We start from the raw sequence: 16,689 nt of genomic DNA, 5'->3' as shown, positions 1-16,689 counted from the left end.
GTGGCGCGTACGTCTTCTCGAGGCGCTGCCGGTTCCCGTTCTTCGGACGAAACGGGGCCGCCAGGGCTCGGCACGGCGCAGCGCGGCAAGGCCGCCTCGCTCGCGTTGCTGCTCCTCGCGCAGGTGGCGGCGATGGGCGTCTGGTTTTCGTCGAGCACCGTAGTGGTCCTCATCAAGCAGGCGCACGCCATTGCCGCCTTCGACGAAGCCTTGCTCACGAGCGCCGTGCAGTGCGGCTTCGTGGCCGGCACCATCACGTCCGCGTTGCTTTCGCTGCCCGACCGCTACGATCTGCGCCGGATGCTCGCGGGTTCCGCGCTCGTGGCGGCCGTGGCCACGGCGTCGCTCGCGTTCCTGCCGCCGGTCGGCGGCGCTGTTGTCGCGCTGCGGTTCATCACCGGCATGTGCATGGCGGGCGTGTATCCGGTCGGCATGCGGCTCGCGGCCACCTGGGCGCAGGGCGATCTCGGTCTGCTCGTCGGCCTGCTCGTGGGCGCGCTCACGCTCGGCTCGGCAAGCCCGCATCTGCTGGCGGCCACGGGCGGGCTCGGCTGGCGCACGATCTATGGCGTCGCCGCGGCTTGCGCGGCGTGCGCCGCGTTGCTGATCGGCTTTGCGGGCATCGGGCCGAACATCCGGCGCGCCACGCGCATCGATTTTGCGAAGGTCACGCAGGCGTGGCGGCGGCCCGCCTTGCGGCTCGCCAATCTCGGCTACCTGGGCCACATGTGGGAGCTTTACGCGATGTGGGCGTGGCTCGCGCTGTTCCTGCAGCAGACGTTCGTCGCACGCGGTATGGCCAACGCCCGCACGCGCGCCGAATGGATGACCTTCAGCGTGATCGCGATAGGGGCGGCGGGCGCGTGGCTCGGCGGCGTGCTGGCGGACCGCATGGGGCGCACGGCCGTCACGGTCGGCGCGATGGCGACGAGCGCAACGTGTGCCGCGCTGATGGGCTGGCTGGCTCACGCGCCGCTCGTCGTGATGGGCGCGGTCGCGCTCGTGTGGGGCGTCTCGGTGATCGCCGATTCCGCGCAGTTTTCAGCGAGCGTGGCCGAACTGGCCGATCCGGACTCGGTCGGCACGCTGCTGACCGCGCAGACCTGCGCGGGTTTTTTGCTCACGCTGGTGAGCATTCATCTCGTGCCGTACGTGGTGGCGTGGCTGGGATGGCGGGGCGGCTTCGGCATGCTGGCCGTGGGGCCGGCGCTGGGTTGTGTCGCGATGCTGCGGTTGCGGCGGCATCCCGAAGCGGTTCGGCTTGCGGGCGGGCGTCGGTGATCCGCCAGGCCCAGGCGCGCGGGAATCGAAAAGCAGAGGAAAACTGAACAATCGGCGTGCGCGATGCGATGCGGCGCGCTGCGTGGTTCCATGCGCCCCGCCGTTCGTGGACCTTTCCACAGAACCACGACATGCGGTAACTTAACGCGGATATTGGCTATGTCCCGCGCAAGAGGAGCTTGTCACGCATGTCAGCAAGACTGAACGAATTCCAGCAGCCCATTGGCGACCCGGTCACCGGCTGGCAGCCGCGCGAGCGGCCCGCGCGCGTGACCATCGAGGGTCAGTTCTGCCGCATCGAGCCGATCGACCTCGACCGCCACGCTGCCGATCTCTTCGAAGCCTACGCCACGGCGGCCGACGGTCGCGACTGGACCTACCTGTTCGCCGAGCCGTTCACCGACTTTGCCGCGTTTCGCGAGTACCTCGCGAAAGCCGCGGCATCGAACGACCCGTTCCATTACGCCGTGATCGACCGCGCGAGCGGGAAGGCCGTGGGCACGTTCGCGCTCATGCGCATCGAGCCGGTGCATGGTGTGATCGAAGTGGGCAGCGTGACGTTTTCGCCGCGGCTGAAGCAAACGCCGCTTTCCACCGAGGCGCAGTACCTGCTGATGCGCTACGTGTTCGACGACCTCGGCTACCGGCGCTACGAATGGAAATGCGACAGCCTCAACGCGCCTTCGCGCAAGACAGCGCTGCGTCTGGGCTTCCAGTTCGAGGGCATTTTCCGCCAGGCGATCGTGTACAAGGGCCGCAACCGCGACACCGCGTGGTTTGCGATCATCGACCGGGACTGGCCGCTCGCGAAAGCCGCGTTCGAGCAGTGGCTCTCGAAAGAGAACTTCGACGCGCAAGGCCAGCAGCGCGCGTCGCTTACGAGCTTGAGAGAAGCGGCAGCGTCCTGAATGTCGGGGGCGATCCTTATCCGCGACGTCGCGCCCACCGACCGCCACGCGTGGTTCGGTCTTTGGGCGGGCTACAACGCGTTCTACCGGACGAGCGTCGCGCCACACATCAGCGAGCGCACCTGGCAGAGCATGCTCGATGCAAACGCGCCGGTGTTCGCGCGCGTCGCCGAAGTCGAGGGACGGCTGGCGGGATTCAGCCTTTGCGTGCTGCATGAAGGCACATGGGTCGATGCGCCCATTTGCTACCTCGAAGACCTGTTCGTCGATCCCGGTCGCCGCGGGCAGGGCATAGGCAGGCGGCTCATCGAAGACCTCATCGCACTGGCGCGTTCGCGCGCATGGTCGCGTCTTTACTGGCATACGCGCGAGGACAACCCCGCGCGCAAGCTCTACGACGAATTCGCGCAAGCCGACGATTTCGTACGCTATCGGTTGCAGTTCTAAACCGCTCTCTGGATGTGGCGCGCGGGCGCGCGCAAACGGAAGCCTCGGGCGAAAGCTGAACGCGCGGGCCGGCGTTCCCACGTCCCGAGCCCGATAGATAGGATTGTAACGAGTGTTGTCACGATCATTTCATCGGTATAGGATGAGTGCGAATAAACCACCACGGTTTGATGTGCATTGCACAAATTCGCCTCCCAGCCTATGTCAGAAGCCTCAACGAACTCGCTCGTCGTGCTGCGCGGCGCGCCCGCCCAGCATGCTGCGCATGTCGCGCGCAACGCCGGCGTGGCGTTCGACGCGGCGTGGCTCGACGCCTTGCGCGTCAACCAGTCCGCCGTCGAGCGGCGCACGGCCACGCTCGGCACGCGCCGCGCGGTCAAGAAGGACGCGCAGGCCGCGTGGCTCCTGAAGGCCATCACCTGCATCGATCTCACCACGCTCAACGGCGACGACACCGAAGGCCGCGTGCGGCGCCTGTGCACGAAGGCGCGCCACCCCGTGCGCGCCGACCTGCTCGCCGCGCTCGGTTTCGCGCCCGAGGCCATCACGACGGGCGCGGTGTGCGTGTACCACCGCTTCGTCGCGGCAGCCGTCGACGCGCTGGCGGGCAGCGGTATTCCCGTCGCGGCGGTCTCCACCGGCTTCCCGGCTGGCCTGAACCCGCACGCGCTCAAACTCAAGGAAATCGAGGCCTCCGTTAAGGATGGCGCCGAGGAAATCGACATCGTCGTCACCCGCGAGCACGTGCTCACCGGCAACTGGCGCGCGCTCTACGACGAAGTGCGCGAGTTTCGCGCGGCCTGCGGCGAGGCGCATCTGAAGGCGATTCTCGCCACGGGCGACATTCGCGTGCTGTCGAACATCGCCAGGGCGTCGATGGTCTGCATGATGGCGGGCGCGGACTTCATCAAGACGTCCACGGGCAAGGAAGGGACCAACGCCACGCTCGACGTTTCGCTCGTGATGGTGCGCATGATCCGGGAGTATCGCGAGCGCACTGGCGCGCTGGTGGGCTTCAAGCCCGCGGGCGGCGTATCGAACGCCAAAACCGCGCTCGCGTACCAGATCCTCATGAAGGAAGAGCTGGGGCGGCCGTGGCTCGAGCCCGAGCTGTTCCGCTTCGGCGCTTCGAGCCTGCTCGCCGACATCGAGCGCCAGCTCGAACACCACGTGAGCGGCCGCTATTCCGCCTTCCACCGCCACCCCGTAGCCTGAGCAGACCATACCGATGAGCGTAGCCGAGTATTTCCGAACGATGGATTACGGTCCCGCCCCCGAGGACGATCAGCCCGTGCGCGCGTGGCTCGCGCAGCACGAGGCCACGTTTGGCCATTTCATTGACGGCGCGTGGCGCGCAAGCGCCGATGGCGCGCGCTTCGAAGTGCGTGCGCCCGCCACGGGCGAGGCGCTCGCCGCCGTGGCGCAAGGCGCTGCGGCGGATGTGGCGGCGGCCGTCGCGGCGGCGCGCGCGGCGCAACCCGAGTGGTACGCCATGGGCGGCGCGGCGCGCGCGCGGCATCTCTACGCGCTCTCGCGCATGGTGCAGCGCCACAGCCGCCTCTTCGCCGTGCTCGAAGCGCTCGACAACGGCAAGCCGATTCGCGAGGCGCGCGATATCGACGTGCCGCTCGTGGCGCGCCATTTCCTCCATCACGCAGGCTGGGCGCAGCTTCAGGAGAGCGAGCTGGAAGGCTGGTCGCCGCTTGGCGTGATCGGTCAGATCGTGCCGTGGAATTTCCCGCTGCTGATGCTCGCGTGGAAAGTGGCGCCCGCCATCGCACTCGGTAACTGCGTGGTGCTCAAGCCCGCCGAATACACGCCGCTCACCGCGCTCCTGTTCGCCGAACTGGCGCATCGCGCCGGCCTGCCCAAGGGCGTGCTCAACGTGGTGACGGGCGACGGCAGCACGGGCGCGGCGCTCGTCGAGCATCCCGGCGTCGACAAGATCGCCTTCACCGGCTCGACCGAAGTGGGCCGCCTCATCCGCACTGCCACGGCCGGCACGGGCAAGTCGCTCACGCTCGAACTGGGCGGCAAGTCGCCGTTCATCGTGTTCGACGACGCCGACCTCGACGGCGCGGTGGAAGGCGTGGTGGACGCCATCTGGTTCAACCAGGGCCAGGTATGCTGCGCCGGTTCCCGGTTGCTGGTGCAGGAGGGCGTCGAAGCGCGCTTTCTCGAGAAGCTCAAGCGCCGCATGGCGACGCTGCGCGTCGGGCCCTCGCTCGACAAGGGCATCGATATTGGCGCGATCGTCGATCCGGTGCAGCTCGAACGCATCGAGTCGCTCGTGGAAGCCGGGCGGCGCGAAGGCTGCAACGTGTGGCAGCCGCGCGAAGTCGAACTGCCAGCGGGCGGCTGCTTCTATCCGCCGACGCTCGTGACGGGCATTGGACCCGCCTCGACGCTCGCGCAGGAAGAAATCTTCGGGCCGGTGCTCGCGGCCATGAGCTTTCGCACGCCGGAAGAGGCCGTGGCGCTCGCCAACAATTCGCGCTATGGCCTCGCCGCGAGCGTGTGGAGCGAGACCATTGGCCGCGCGCTCGACATCGCGCCGCGCCTGCAATGCGGCGTGGTCTGGATCAACGCGACGAACCTCTTCGATGCGAGCGTGGGCTTCGGCGGCTACCGCGAATCGGGCTTCGGCCGCGAGGGCGGCCGCGAAGGCGTGTTCGAATATCTGAAGCCGGCCGCATGGAGCAAGCTGCCGATGCGCGCGCCACGCGAGGCGCGCCCGCCTGCACCAGACTTCACGCAAGCGGGCACCGGTCTCGATCGCACTGCGAAGCTTTTTATCGGCGGCAAACAGGTACGGCCCGATAGCGGCTATTCGCACGCCATCTACGCGCCAAACGGCGAATGGGTGGGCGAAGTCGGCGCGGGCAGCCGCAAGGACGTGCGCGATGCCGTTGCCGCCGCGCGCGGTGCGGGCAAGTGGACGCAGATGAGCACGCACGCTCGCGCCCAGGTGCTGTACTACCTCGCGGAAAACCTGAGCGCGCGCGCCGAAGAATTCGCGCAGCAACTCATGCGCCGCGCGGGGCACGACGCGCGTGCGGCGAGTCGTGAAGTGGAGATGGCGATCGACCGGCTTTTCAGCTATGCGGCGTGGGCCGACAAGTTCGATGGCGCGGTGCATACACCGCCGTTGCGCGGTGTCGCGCTCGCCATGCACGAGGCGCTGGGCGTGGTCGGCATCGCTTGCCCCGACGAAGCGCCGCTGCTCGGCTTCGTTTCGCTGATCGCACCGGCGCTTGCGATGGGCAATCGCGTCGTGGCGCTGGCGAGCGAGGCTTGCCCGCTGGCGGCAACGGACTTCTATCAGGTCGTGGAAACCTCGGATGTGCCTGCGGGCGCGCTCAACATCCTGACCGGCGAGCGCGCCGCGCTGCTGCCGGCCCTCGCGAAGCACGACGACGTGGACGCGCTCTGGTGTTTCGGCACGGCGGCCGATTCGTCCCTCGTTGAGCGCGAGTCGGTTGGCAATCTGAAGCGGACCTTCGTCGATCATGGCCGTGAGGTTGACTGGTTTGACCGGACGAGCGCAGGATTGCCGTTCCTGCGCCATGCCGTGCAGGTGAAGAACATCTGGATACCGTACGGCGACTGAGCGTTTCGAAAGAGAGAGACGCCAAGCCCATATCGGAGGAGACAAACATGCTGAAGAATCTCGACCCGCTTCTGAATGCCGATGTCCTGCAAGCGCTGCGCGCGATGGGTCACGGCGACGAACTCGTCGTTTGCGACGCCAACTTTCCCGCCGACTCCGTTGCGCGCGCCACGGTGCTCGGCAAGCTCCTGCGCATCGACGGCGCGGATGCGCCCCGCGCCGTGCGCGCGATCCTCTCCGTGCTGCCGCTCGACACCTTCGTCGAAGCCCCGGCCATGCGCATGGAAGTGGTGGGCGAACCCAACACGATTCCCACCGTGCAGCACGAAGCGCAGGCCGAGGTCGACGCCGCGGAAGGCCGCGCCGTGCCGTTCGCACCCATCGAGCGTCATGCGTTCTATGCGCGCGCCCGCAAGGCCTACTGTGTGATCGCCACGGGCGAAACGCGCGGCTACGGCTGCTTCGTGTTCACCAAAGGCGTGCTGCTCGCCCCCGACGCCCCGCGCGCCAAGGAGCACGGCCAATGAGCGGACGCGTCGTCATCCTCGGCATTTATGTGACCGATCTCGCGTTCCGCGCGAGCCGCATGCCGATGATCGGCGAGACGCTCGCCGGATCGGCATTCGCGATGGGGCCGGGCGGCAAGGGCTCGAATCAGGCCGTGGCCGCCGCGCGCGCGGGCGCGCAAGTCGTGTTCTGCACGCGCGTGGGCAACGACGCGTTTGGCGACATCGCGCGAGCGACGTGGGCCGCCGAAGGCATCACGGCGCGCACCCAGGCGGTGGACGGACTGGCCACGGGCGCGGCGCATATCTTCGTGGACGACACGACCGGCATGAACGCGATCATCGTCGCGGCGGGCGCGGCGGGCACGATGGACCCCGGCGACGCCGAAGCGATCGAAGCCGATATTGCGGCCTCCCAGGTATTCGTCACGCAGCTGGAACAGCCGCTCGCGGCAGCGCGGCGCGGCCTCGAACTCGCGCGGCGGCATGGCGTGAAGACGGTGTTCAACCCGGCGCCCGCCATGGCGCTGCCCGACGACATCTTCCCGCTTTGCGACTACATCACGCCCAATGAGACCGAGGCGCAGGCGCTCACGGGCATCGAGATCCGCAGCGCCGACGACGCGCGCCGCGCCGCCGACGCGCTGCTCGCCAAGGGCGCGGGCGCCGTCATCGTGACGCTGGGCGAAGCCGGCGCGCTGCTCCATACGCGCGATGCTTCGGTCCTGCTTCCTGCGTTCAACTGCGGCCCGGTGGTGGAAACGGCGGGCGCGGGCGACGGCTTCACGGGCGGCTTCGCGGCAGCGCTCGCGCGCGGCGACGACGCGCTCACGGCCACGCGCTTTGGCTGCGCGCTGGCGGGCATCTCCGTCACGCGTCCCGGCACCGCGCCTTCCATGCCGCGCAGGGAAGAAGTCGACGCCATGCTCGCACGCACGGCGGACGCCGGTGCGCATTGAACGTTGCCAGGTGAAAACACACCGCAAAGGATGAGGTCCATGAAGTCTGCACTCTTTGCCAAATGGTTCGGCGACCGCCAGTTGAACTTCCTGCTGGCCGTGAACCTGCTGGTCGTGCTGGTCGCGGTCTGGGTGTCGCGCGGGCAGTTCGTCGGCATCGACAACCTGCAGTCGATGGGCGCGCAACTGCCCGAAGTCGCGCTGCTCGCGCTCGGCATCATGCTCTCCATGCTGTCGGGCAACGGCGGCATCGACCTTTCCGGCGTGGGGCTCGCGAATCTTTCGGGCATGATCGCCGCGCTAGTGGTGCCGCGCCTCGTGAGCGGCGACGACTCCCCCATGCTGTATACGGCGCTCTTCTGCGTGATCGTCGTGTGCATGGGCCTCCTTGGCGGCCTGCTGAACGGCGTGGTGATCGCGCGCCTCGGGCTCACGCCCATTCTCTGCACGCTCGGCACGCAACTGCTTTTCACGGGCTTCGCGGTGGCGCTGAGCAACGGCGCCTCCGTGCACGTGGACTACGTCGAGCCGCTCGCCGATATCAGCAACGGCACGTTTTTCCAGGTGCCGATCTCGTTCCTGCTCTTCGTGGCCGTGGTCGTGCTGCTGGGCTGGCTGCTCAGGCGCACGCCGTTCGGGCTGCGCCTCTACCTGATGGGCACGAACCAGCGCGCGGCGTTCTATGCCGGCATCCCGCGCGCGCGCATGCTGATCATGACCTACGCGATGTGCGGCGTGCTCGCCTCGCTCGCGGGGCTCGTGAGCGTTTCGCACACGCTCAGCGCGAAATGGGACTACGGCAATTCCTATCTGCTGATCGCCATTCTCATTGCGGTGATGGGCGGGGTGAATCCGGCGGGCGGCTATGGACGCATCATCTGCGTGTTCTTTGCCGCGACGGTGCTGCAATTCCTTTCGAGCCTCTTCAATCTGATGGGCGTCTCGCAGTTTTTCGGCGACTGTGCCTGGGGCTTCCTGCTGTTGCTCTCGCTCGCGTTCGCGGGCGGCGAGCGGGTGCGCGCGATTTTCGGTCTCGGCGCCTGGGCGTCTGCTAGCAAAGGGCGGACCTCGGGCTGACCGGCCGAACGGTGTAGCAGGCGGCCCTCGAGCCTCGGAGGTCCGCCGCCATCTCTTTCGGGGCGACATACGTGCTTTGCATGGGACCGCAGTAAGTGCTTTGCATGGGACCGGAGTAAGGGCTAAAGCCCGAACTCCGGTCGACAGCTAAAGCGCAAACTGCGGATCGACATAAAAAACGGAGACATCGAACATGAAGATCAAGCGACTCAGTGTGGCAATCACGGCGTGTGCACTTGCCGCTGGCATGGCCGCCGTGGCGTATGCGGCGGAAAACCCGACCATCGTCACGGTGGTGAAGGTGACCGGCATTAGCTGGTTCAATCGTATGGACGACGGCGTCAAGGAATTCGGCAAGGACAATCCGAACGTTTCGGTCTACCAGACGGGGCCGGGCCGCGCGGACGCCGCGCAGCAACTGAAGATCATCGACGACCTGATCGCGAAGAAAGTGAGCGCGATCGCGGTCGTGCCGTATGACCCGCCCACGCTCGAACCGGCGCTCAAGAAGGCGATGGACCGCGGCATCAAGGTCGTCACGCACGAAGCCGACAACGAAAAGAACACGATGGTCGACGTCGAGGCGTTCGACAACTCCGCCTACGGCGCGGCGCTCAACGACCGCCTCGCCTCGTGCATGCACAACGAAGGCAAGTGGGCGACGATGGTCGGCTCGCTCGGCAGCCGCTCGCAGGTGCAGTGGGCCGACGGCGGCATCGACAACGCGAAGAAGAAGTTTTCGAAGATGCAGCTCGTCGAGACCAACCTCGAAACCAACAACGACGGCGAGCACGCGTATGAAGTGGCCAAGGAAGTGCTGCGCAAGCATCCGGACATCAAGGGCTTCCAGGGCTCGTCGTCGCTCGACGTGATCGGCATTGGCCGCGCCGTCGAGGAAGCGGGCCTGCAGGGCAAGATCTGCGTGTATGGCACCGGCCTGCCGACCGAGGCCGGCAAGTACCTGGAAAGCGGCGCGATCAACGGCATTGCGTTCTGGGATCCGAAGCTGGCGGGCATGGCCATGAACAAGATCGCGATGATGCTGATCGACGGCAAGACCGTGGAGAACGGCGCGAACCTCGGCCTGCCGGGCTACGAGAAGGTCACGGTATCGAAGGGTCCGGGCAAGGGCATCATCGTGCGCGGCCAGGGCTGGGTGAGCGTCGACAAGTCGAACTACAAGCAATACAACTTCTGATCGGGAGAAGGTGGCGCGCGCAGCGGTCCTGTGACCCGGCGCGCGCTTCGTCGCAACGTCACGAAGAGACGACATGGCTTCAGAACCGTTATTGCAGGTGCTCGGCGTGCACAAGCGCTTCACGGGCGTGCATGCCTTGCGCGGCGTGACGCTCGCGTTCGAGCGCGGGCAGATCTATCACCTGCTCGGCGAGAACGGGTGCGGCAAGAGCACGCTCATCAAGATCATCTCCGGGGCGCAGCCGCCCGACGAAGGCGAACTGGTGATCGACGGCGCGCGCCACGCGCGGCTCACGCCGCTCGAATCGCTCGCGGCGGGCATCGAGACTGTCTACCAGGATCTTTCGCTGCTGCCCAACATGAGCGTGGCGGAAAACGTGGGGCTCACGACCGAACTCGCGGAGCATGCGGGACGTCTCGCGCGCACGTTCGACCGCCGCGAACTCGCCCGCACGGCCGAGCGCGCCTTGAAGGCCGTGGGCCTGCCGGGCGACGCCGACTTCCAGGCGACGCTCATCGAGCAACTGCCGCTCGCCACGCGCCAGCTCGTAGCCATTGCGCGCGCCATTGCGAGCGAGGCAAAGTTCGTCATCATGGACGAGCCCACGACCTCGCTCACGCAAAAGGAAGTGACCAACCTCATCGCCGTGCTCGGCCAGCTGCGCGCGCAGGACGTGACCGTGCTGTTCGTGAGCCACAAGCTCGACGAGTGCTATGCGATCGGCGGCGAAGTGATCGTGCTGCGCGATGGCCAGAAAGTGACGCAAGGCCCGATCACGAATTACACCAAGGCGCAGTTGAGCGAACTGATGACGGGCCGCGAGCTTTCCACCGAACGCTACCGCAACGTCGCGGCTGAAGCCGACGTGCTGCTCGACGTTCGCGGCCTGGGCCGCGCGGGCCTGTTCAGCGACGTGTCGTTCACGCTGCATCGCGGCGAGATTCTCGGCGTGACGGGCCTGCTCGATTCGGGCCGCAACGAACTCGCGCGTGCGCTTGCGGGCGTCGCGCCCGCCGATGCGGGCGAGATCGTGCTCGAAGGCCGCGCGATCAAGCTTTCGACGCCCGGCGACGCGAGGCGCGCGCGCATTGGCTACGTGCCGGAAGACCGCCTGAATGAAGGCCTTTTCCTCGACAAGCCGATTCGCGACAACGTGATCACGGCGATGATCGCGAGCCTGCGCGATCGCTTCGGGCAGATCGACCGCACGCGCGCACGCGCGTTGGCCGAAAACACCGTGAAGGAACTGCAGATCGCCACGCCCGATGTGGATAAGGCCGTGCAGTCGCTGTCGGGCGGTAACCAGCAGCGCGTGTTGATTGGCCGCTGGCTCGCCATCGACCCGCACGTGCTGATCCTGCACGGGCCGACCGTGGGCGTGGACGTCGGTTCGAAGGACATCATCTATCGCATCATGCAGCGGCTCTCGCAGCGCGGCATCGGCATTCTGCTCGTGAGCGACGACCTGCCCGAGCTGCTGCAGAACTGCGACCGCGTACTGATGATGCGTAAAGGGCGCCTCGCTGAAGAGCATCACGCCGATGGTCTAACCGAGGCCGATCTGTACCGCGCGCTGCTTGCAGAGGCAGCCTGAATTCCGCGTAACGTTTTGCCGGACACCGCATGAGCATGAATCAGACAATGAGCACGTCGTCCAACACCGTCGAAGTCGCGCGCCAGAGTGTGCCGCTCAACTGGCGCGCGAAGCTCGCCCGCAATCCCGAGTGGTTCACGGCCACGCTGATCGTCATTACCTGCGTGATCGTCGCTTCGATCAACCCGCGCTTTTTCCAGTGGGCCACGCTGTTCGACCTGCTGCACTCGGCCACGATCACGTCGCTGTTCGCGCTCGGCACGCTCGTCGTGCTGGCGTCGGGCGGCATCGACGTCTCGTTCACGGCGATCGGCGCGCTCACGATGTACTCGATCACGAAAGCCGTGTTCGCGTGGTGGCCCGATGCGCCGTTCGCGCTCATTCTGCTCACGGGCGCCGTGGGCGGCATCGTGCTCGGCGTGATCAACGGCATGCTCGTGCACCGGCTGCAGGCGCCCTCGCTGATCGTGACGATCGGCACGCAGTACCTCTATCGCGGGCTGCTGCTCACCTTCGTGGGTACGACGTTCTTCATGAACATCCCGCACAGCATGGACCACTTTGGCCGCATTCCGCTCATTGCCTACAAGACGGCTGATGGGCTCAACGCGGTGCTACCGCTCTCAGCGATCGCCCTCGTGGCAGGCGCGATTCTCACGTGGTGGCTGCTCAATCGCACGATGATGGGACGCGGCGTCTACGCCATGGGCGGCAGCACGGCAATTGCGGAGCGGCTTGGCTTCAACTTGCGCGCGATCCGCTTGTTCGTGTTCGGCTATACGGGGTTTCTCGCCGGCGTCGCAGGCATTTTGCACGTGGCGAACAACCGGCTTGCCAATCCGTTTGACCTCGTGGGCTCGGAACTCGACGTGATCGCGGCGGTGATTCTGGGCGGCGCGCGCATTACGGGCGGCAGCGGCACGGTCGTGGGGACGCTGCTCGGCGTGGCGCTCGTCACGCTCATCAACAACGTGCTGATTCTCGTGGGCGTGCCGAGCACGTGGCAGAAGGTGATTGTCGGCGCGTTCATTCTGGTGGCCGGTACGCTGTTCGCGCTGCGCCGGCGCGGCTGAGTCGGCAAGCTATTGGCACGACCGGCCTTCGCGGCCGGTCGGCGCTTATGCGCTGTGCGCGCGCAGCGTCTGGCCTTTTTCGGTGATGACGGAGTTGAAGTCGTCCACCTGCGAAAAGCGCCACGCCTTCACGATGCCGTACTTGCTGGCGTCCACAACGAGATGACTTTCCACGGCGCTGGCCATGGCGGCCTGCTTGAGCGCCACTTCGTGGAAGTTCCAGCACGTTACGCCGCGCGCGGCGTCCACGCCGCCTGCTGAAATAAACGCCTTGTTGATGCCCATGCGGCGCAGCGTTTCAAGGCTTTCTTCGCCGGCAAACGAGTCCGACGACGGTACGTACACGCCCCCCAGCAAGATCATGCGCACATTGGGCATGCGCCGCAGAATCTCCGCCACGTTGAGCGAATAGCACACCGCCGTGATCTGCAACTGCGAAGGGATGAGGCGCGCGAGTGCGGCAAGCGTCGTGCCGCAGTCGATGAACACGGTGTCGTTCTGCGCGATGAGTCGCGCCGCGTGCGCGGACGCTTGCGCCTTGGCCTGTGCGAAGTGGTCCTTTTCGTGTTCGAGCGAGTAGCCGGCGGTATTGGGCACGTCCTGCGCGCTCACGATATAGCCGCCCAGATACGTAAAACGCTCGGGATTCGCGGCGATGTCGCGCCGCACGGTCATTTCGGACACACCAAGCACGCTGGCTGCATCGCGCAGATGCATGACGTTGTGTTTTGCGAGCGCGTCGGCAAGGGCGCGCAGCCGGTCGGTTTTGGCCATGGAGTGGGTTGTCTGGCGCGGAGCGATTGCGGCTCGCCTGACGTTAGATTTGTTTCGTCTGCGTGAGCGAATTATAACAAGCAAGGCGCGCAATGGCCACGCGCTTTGGCTCTTGCCGCTCCCGCGCTTCACTCGGCGAGCATGCGTTTTTCGCATGCTCCGCTCGACAATTAATCGTTTGTGGCGTCCCGATGCCGCACGGATACTGCCCTTTCTCATGAAGCGGCGGCAACGCCAAACCGGCAGCAATCCATGCGATCAGACCTCAATTTCATCAATGGGCAGTTCGTCGGCGCCGAAGGGCCGCAGATCGCTGTCCATAGCCCTGCAACCGGCGACGCGGTCGGCCATGTGAGCGCCGCGAGCGCTGCTGACGCGGTTCGCGCGGTCGCGGCCGCCAAGGCCGCGCAGCGCGCCTGGCGCAAGTTGCCCGCCGCCGAACGCGGCGCCATCCTGAACCGTTTCGCGGACGCGATCGTGGCGCGCGCGCCGAAGATCGGCGCGGCGCTTGCCGCCGAGTCGGGCAAGAGCGTCGCGGACGCGACCGCCGAGGCGCAGTACGCCGCCGAAATCCTGCGCTACCACGCGCAGTGGGCGCGCCGCATCGAAGGCGAGGTGATTCCGAGCGACAGCGCGAACGAAAACCTCATTCTCATGCGCGAGCCGATCGGCGTGGCCGCGTGCCTGATTCCGTTCAACTTCCCGGTGTACACGCTGCTGCGCAAGGTCGCGCCGGCGCTCATCACGGGTAACGCCGTGGTCGTGCGGCCGAGCAACAACACGCCGTGCTCGGCGTTCGAAGTGGCGCGCGCAGCGCAGGAAGCGGAACTGCCGGCGGGCATTTTCAACGTGCTGGCCATGGACCACGACACCGCCGCCGTGCTCTGCACGCAGGCGGACGTCGGCATGATCACGCTCACGGGCAGCGTGAGCGCGGGCCGCAAGGTGCTCGACTACTGCAAGGAAAATATCGCCAGGCCGTCGCTGGAACTGGGCGGCAAGACGCCCGCGATCATCGAAGACGACGCCGATCTCGAAACGGCCGCAATGGCCATCGTGCGCTCGAAAACCACGCATTGCGGCCAGCTTTGCACGGCGATCGAACGTGTGTACGTGCACGCTTCGGTGCATGACCGCTTCGTCGCGCTGCTGCGCGAGAAGATGAGCGCCGTGCGCATCGGCGACCGTGCCGAAGACGCCACCCGCATGGGTCCGCTCGTGAGCGCAAGCGCACGCGCCGCGATCCACGCGATGGTCGAGCGCGCGCTGGCGGCAGGCGCGAAGCTCGAAACGGGCGGTTACGTGCCCGAAGGCAAGGGACATTTCTATCCGCCGACCTTGCTGACGCATTGCCGCCAGGACATGGAGATCGTGCAGGAGGAGATCTTCGGCCCGGTGCTGCCGGTGCTTGCGTACGAGACGCTCGACGACGCGCTGCGCATGGCCAACGATCACCAGTTCGGCCTTTCGTCGGTGCTCTTTACGGAGCGCTACCGCACGACCCTGCGCGTCGCGAACGAGATCGAGGCCGGCGAACTGTACGTGAACCGCACGCCCGCAGACCCGTATCAGGGCTATCACGCCGGCTGGAAGCGCTCGGGCCTCGGCGGCGACGACGGCAAGCACGGCATGCTCGAATTCACGCAAACACGCCTGGTCGTGATGCCGTTCTGATCGTTCGACATACTGATTAATCGCAGGAACGGCGCCCCTCGCAGAGGGCGCCACAGATAAAGAAAAAACGCCTCGCGCGGGCAACCGCCCGCGCGCCGGCGTCAGCCTTGCATGGGACGAGAGTAAGTGCTTTGCGCTAACTCTGGTCGACAGCTTTGCATGGGGCCAGAGTAAGTGCTTTGCATGGGCCCGGAGTAAGTGCTGAAGCACTAACTCCGGCCGACAGCTAAAGCGCTAACTCTGGTCGACAGGAGACAAACTTGCAGAAGTCCATCGGAAAGCCCAATGCGCCGGCGATGCCGCGCGCCGAAACCGCATCGCTCACGCCCGCCGCATCGGGCTCGATGCAGCGCTACGTACAGTTGCTGCTGCTCGTGCTCGCCGCGGGCGGTATCTATCCGCTGCTGTATCTGCGTCAGGTCTACCAGACCACGATGCTCGATGTGCTGCATATCGACAACGCCCAGCTCGGCTATCTCTACTCGGTGCTCGGCATCGTGTTCTTCGTGTGCTATCTGCCGAGCGGCTGGCTCGCCGACCGCGTCGCGCCGCGCCTGTTGATCTGCTTCTCGCTCATCGGCACCGGGGTGTTGGGCCTCTGGTACTCCACCGCGCCTTCGTTCCATGCGCTGCTCGCGATTTTCTGCCTTTGGGGCGTCACGACCGGCCTCACGTTCTGGGCCTCGGTGCTCAAACGCGTGCGCATGATCGCGGCGGCGAACGAGCAAGGCCGCTTCTTCGGGTTGCTCGACGGCGGACGCGGACTCGTCGAGGCGCTGCTGGCCACCGCCGCGCTCGCGCTGTTCGCCGCCGCAACCGGCTCGGGACGCGGTGAAGCGACGGGCCTGCGTCACGTGATCTATATGTATTCGTTCACGTGTATCGCACTCGGCGCGTTGATGAGCCTCTTCAAGGATCCCGCGCCCGCGCAGGCCGAAAGCAAGCCTGTCGAGGCGAATGCAAACGGTTCGCTGTGGCGCGATCTCGCAACGCTCGCCGCGATTCCCCAGCTCTGGCTCATGGCGGGCGTGGTGTTCTGCGGCTATCAGATCTTCTGGGCGACTTACAGTTTCTCCGCGTATCTTCAGCAGGGCGAGATGCATATGAGCGTCGTGGCGGCCGGCGTGGTCACCACCGCGAAGCTCTGGATGCGTCCCATCGGCGGCATTGGCGGCGGCTTTCTCGGCGACCGCCTTTCGAACCTGCGCGTGCTGATCTGGGCGCTGTTCCTGGCCGTCGCGGGCCTGATCGGTCTGATCCTGCTGCCCGCGCTGCGCAACATGGCGCTGCTCGGCGCGGTGGTGCTGTTCATCGGTCTCATGACCTACGCGATTCGCGGCCTCTACTGGACGCTGCTCGATTACTGCGCGATCCCCATGCGCATCACGGGCCTCGCCATCGGTCTCGTTTCGCTGATCGGGTACTCGTCGGACATCTTCCTGCCGCTCGTGAACGGCTATATCACCGAGCACTACGCGGGCATGTTCGGCTACCAGATCTATTTCGCCTATGTCGCCGCCATTGGCACGCTCGGCGGCATCGCCGCGCTCGTGCTCAAGCGCATGACCCACTCCAAACCTGCCTGAAA

At 66.3% G+C, this 16,689-nt stretch carries 14 protein-coding genes; 13 read left to right on the top strand and 1 reads right to left on the bottom strand.

The window, feature by feature from the left end:
* From A3CW_RS0116015 to A3CW_RS0115965, 11 genes are all read left to right on the top strand, one after another.
* The gene (locus A3CW_RS0116015) at positions 1-1,281 is read left to right on the top strand and encodes an MFS transporter (protein WP_245623664.1); all 1,281 of its coding nucleotides are present in this window, start codon (positions 1-3) and stop codon (positions 1,279-1,281) included.
* Between the two features lie 188 nt (positions 1,282-1,469).
* Positions 1,470-2,189, top strand: a complete 720-nt coding sequence (locus A3CW_RS53855) for a GNAT family N-acetyltransferase (RefSeq protein WP_035513067.1) — start codon at positions 1,470-1,472, stop codon at positions 2,187-2,189.
* The gene (locus A3CW_RS53850; RefSeq protein ID WP_028204480.1) at positions 2,190-2,636 is read left to right on the top strand and encodes a GNAT family N-acetyltransferase; all 447 of its coding nucleotides are present in this window, start codon (positions 2,190-2,192) and stop codon (positions 2,634-2,636) included.
* Positions 2,637-2,837: 201 nt separating this feature from the next.
* Complete coding sequence (gene deoC, locus A3CW_RS0116000) at positions 2,838-3,851, top strand: deoxyribose-phosphate aldolase (protein ID WP_028204479.1); 1,014 nt, start codon at positions 2,838-2,840, stop codon at positions 3,849-3,851.
* Positions 3,852-3,864: 13 nt separating this feature from the next.
* Positions 3,865-6,246 carry an aldehyde dehydrogenase family protein gene (locus tag A3CW_RS0115995; protein WP_028204478.1) on the top strand — a complete coding sequence of 794 codons (2,382 nt, stop codon included), beginning with the start codon at positions 3,865-3,867 and terminating at the stop codon, positions 6,244-6,246.
* Between the two features lie 47 nt (positions 6,247-6,293).
* A complete protein-coding gene (locus A3CW_RS0115990) occupies positions 6,294-6,773 on the top strand; it encodes an RbsD/FucU family protein (RefSeq protein WP_028204477.1) in 480 nt (159 codons plus the stop codon).
* Positions 6,770-7,711 carry a ribokinase gene (gene rbsK / locus A3CW_RS0115985; RefSeq protein WP_028204476.1) on the top strand — a complete coding sequence of 314 codons (942 nt, stop codon included), beginning with the start codon at positions 6,770-6,772 and terminating at the stop codon, positions 7,709-7,711. The genes A3CW_RS0115990 and rbsK overlap by 4 nt, the downstream gene beginning before the upstream one ends.
* A 39-nt stretch (positions 7,712-7,750) precedes the next feature.
* A complete protein-coding gene (locus A3CW_RS0115980; RefSeq protein WP_028204475.1) occupies positions 7,751-8,788 on the top strand; it encodes an ABC transporter permease in 1,038 nt (345 codons plus the stop codon).
* Between the two features lie 193 nt (positions 8,789-8,981).
* Positions 8,982-9,986 (top strand): autoinducer 2 ABC transporter substrate-binding protein, encoded by a 1,005-nt coding sequence (locus tag A3CW_RS0115975; protein WP_028204474.1) that lies wholly within the window; start codon positions 8,982-8,984, stop codon positions 9,984-9,986.
* A gap of 73 nt (positions 9,987-10,059) precedes the next feature.
* Entirely contained in the window at positions 10,060-11,580 is a 1,521-nt protein-coding gene (locus tag A3CW_RS0115970) for a sugar ABC transporter ATP-binding protein (protein ID WP_028204473.1), read from the top strand.
* Positions 11,581-11,615: 35 nt separating this feature from the next.
* Positions 11,616-12,653 (top strand): ABC transporter permease, encoded by a 1,038-nt coding sequence (locus A3CW_RS0115965; protein WP_407669743.1) that lies wholly within the window; start codon positions 11,616-11,618, stop codon positions 12,651-12,653.
* A gap of 45 nt (positions 12,654-12,698) precedes the next feature.
* Here A3CW_RS0115965 and A3CW_RS0115960 read toward each other — a convergent pair whose 3' ends face one another.
* Positions 12,699-13,427, bottom strand: a complete 729-nt coding sequence (locus A3CW_RS0115960; protein ID WP_028204471.1) for a DeoR/GlpR family DNA-binding transcription regulator — start codon at positions 13,425-13,427, stop codon at positions 12,699-12,701.
* 252 nt (positions 13,428-13,679) lie between these two features.
* Between A3CW_RS0115960 and aldA the strand changes: the two genes are divergently transcribed.
* Both aldA and A3CW_RS0115950 read left to right on the top strand, forming a co-directional pair.
* On the top strand, positions 13,680-15,101 hold the full coding sequence (aldA, locus tag A3CW_RS0115955) for an aldehyde dehydrogenase (protein WP_028204470.1): 1,422 nt from the start codon (positions 13,680-13,682) through the stop codon (positions 15,099-15,101).
* Positions 15,102-15,397: 296 nt separating this feature from the next.
* On the top strand, positions 15,398-16,687 hold the full coding sequence (locus tag A3CW_RS0115950; RefSeq protein WP_028204469.1) for an MFS transporter: 1,290 nt from the start codon (positions 15,398-15,400) through the stop codon (positions 16,685-16,687).
* The last annotated feature ends 2 nt before the right edge of the window (positions 16,688-16,689 follow it).

Source organism: Paraburkholderia nodosa DSM 21604, from assembly GCF_000519185.1.
GTDB lineage: Bacteria > Pseudomonadota > Gammaproteobacteria > Burkholderiales > Burkholderiaceae > Paraburkholderia > Paraburkholderia nodosa.
Note: the sequence above shows the minus strand (reverse complement) of the source record. Positions and strands in the feature narration are given on the sequence as shown.

What these genes read in the sequence shown, in the direction of transcription:
- A3CW_RS53850 (WP_028204480.1), top strand. Translation starts at nt 2,190, where the DNA reads ATGTCGGGGGCGATCCTTATCCGCGACGTCGCGCCCACCGACCGCCAC.
- A3CW_RS0115975 (WP_028204474.1), top strand. Translation starts at nt 8,982, where the DNA reads ATGAAGATCAAGCGACTCAGTGTGGCAATCACGGCGTGTGCACTTGCC.
- A3CW_RS53855 (WP_035513067.1), top strand. Translation starts at nt 1,470, where the DNA reads ATGTCAGCAAGACTGAACGAATTCCAGCAGCCCATTGGCGACCCGGTC.
- A3CW_RS0115995 (WP_028204478.1), top strand. Translation starts at nt 3,865, where the DNA reads ATGAGCGTAGCCGAGTATTTCCGAACGATGGATTACGGTCCCGCCCCC.
- A3CW_RS0115950 (WP_028204469.1), top strand. Translation starts at nt 15,398, where the DNA reads ATGCCGCGCGCCGAAACCGCATCGCTCACGCCCGCCGCATCGGGCTCG.
- A3CW_RS0115965 (WP_407669743.1), top strand. Translation starts at nt 11,616, where the DNA reads ATGAATCAGACAATGAGCACGTCGTCCAACACCGTCGAAGTCGCGCGC.
- A3CW_RS0115970 (WP_028204473.1), top strand. Translation starts at nt 10,060, where the DNA reads ATGGCTTCAGAACCGTTATTGCAGGTGCTCGGCGTGCACAAGCGCTTC.
- deoC (WP_028204479.1), top strand. Translation starts at nt 2,838, where the DNA reads ATGTCAGAAGCCTCAACGAACTCGCTCGTCGTGCTGCGCGGCGCGCCC.
- A3CW_RS0115990 (WP_028204477.1), top strand. Translation starts at nt 6,294, where the DNA reads ATGCTGAAGAATCTCGACCCGCTTCTGAATGCCGATGTCCTGCAAGCG.
- aldA (WP_028204470.1), top strand. Translation starts at nt 13,680, where the DNA reads ATGCGATCAGACCTCAATTTCATCAATGGGCAGTTCGTCGGCGCCGAA.
- A3CW_RS0115980 (WP_028204475.1), top strand. Translation starts at nt 7,751, where the DNA reads ATGAAGTCTGCACTCTTTGCCAAATGGTTCGGCGACCGCCAGTTGAAC.
- A3CW_RS0115960 (WP_028204471.1), bottom strand. Translation starts at nt 13,427, where the DNA reads ATGGCCAAAACCGACCGGCTGCGCGCCCTTGCCGACGCGCTCGCAAAA.
- rbsK (WP_028204476.1), top strand. Translation starts at nt 6,770, where the DNA reads ATGAGCGGACGCGTCGTCATCCTCGGCATTTATGTGACCGATCTCGCG.